This window comes from Actinacidiphila sp. bgisy167 (assembly GCF_057707665.1).
Genome location: NZ_JBYIQP010000239.1, coordinates 1 through 551, shown reverse-complemented (window position 1 = coordinate 551; position 551 = coordinate 1). Strand labels below are relative to the sequence as shown.

At 68.4% G+C, this 551-nt stretch carries 1 protein-coding gene; it reads left to right on the top strand.

Going from position 1 to position 551, the window contains the following annotated elements; all coding sequences use genetic code 11:
- On the top strand, window positions 1-551 hold a 551-nt coding region (locus AC3ET4_RS30970), incomplete at both ends, for a flavodoxin-dependent (E)-4-hydroxy-3-methylbut-2-enyl-diphosphate synthase (protein WP_431955316.1).

Sequence of the window (551 nt, the reverse complement as noted above, 5' to 3'; positions counted from 1 at the left end):
TCCAGGTCGGGTCGGTGGCGGTGGGCGGGGACGCCCCGGTCTCCGTCCAGTCCATGACGACCACCGTCACGGCCGACATCGGCGCGACGTTGCAGCAGATCGCGGAGCTGACGGCGTCGGGCTGCCAGATCGTGCGGGTCGCCTGTCCGTCGCAGGACGATGCGGACGCGTTGGCCACGATCGCGCGGAAGTCGCAGATCCCGGTGATCGCGGACATCCACTTCCAGCCGAAGTACGTGTTCGCGGCGATCGACGCGGGCTGTGCGGCGGTGCGGGTGAACCCGGGCAACATCCGGCAGTTCGACGACAAGGTCAAGGAGATCGCCAAGGCGGCCTCGGACGCGGGGGTGCCGATCCGGATCGGGGTGAACGCGGGGTCGCTGGACAAGCGGCTGCTGGAGAAGTACGGCAAGGCCACGCCCGAGGCGCTGGTGGAGTCGGCGCTGTGGGAGTGCTCGCTGTTCGAGGAGCACGGCTTCCGGGACATCAAGATCTCGGTGAAGCACAACGACCCGGTGGTGATGGTCAATGCGTACCGTCTGCTGGCGGCG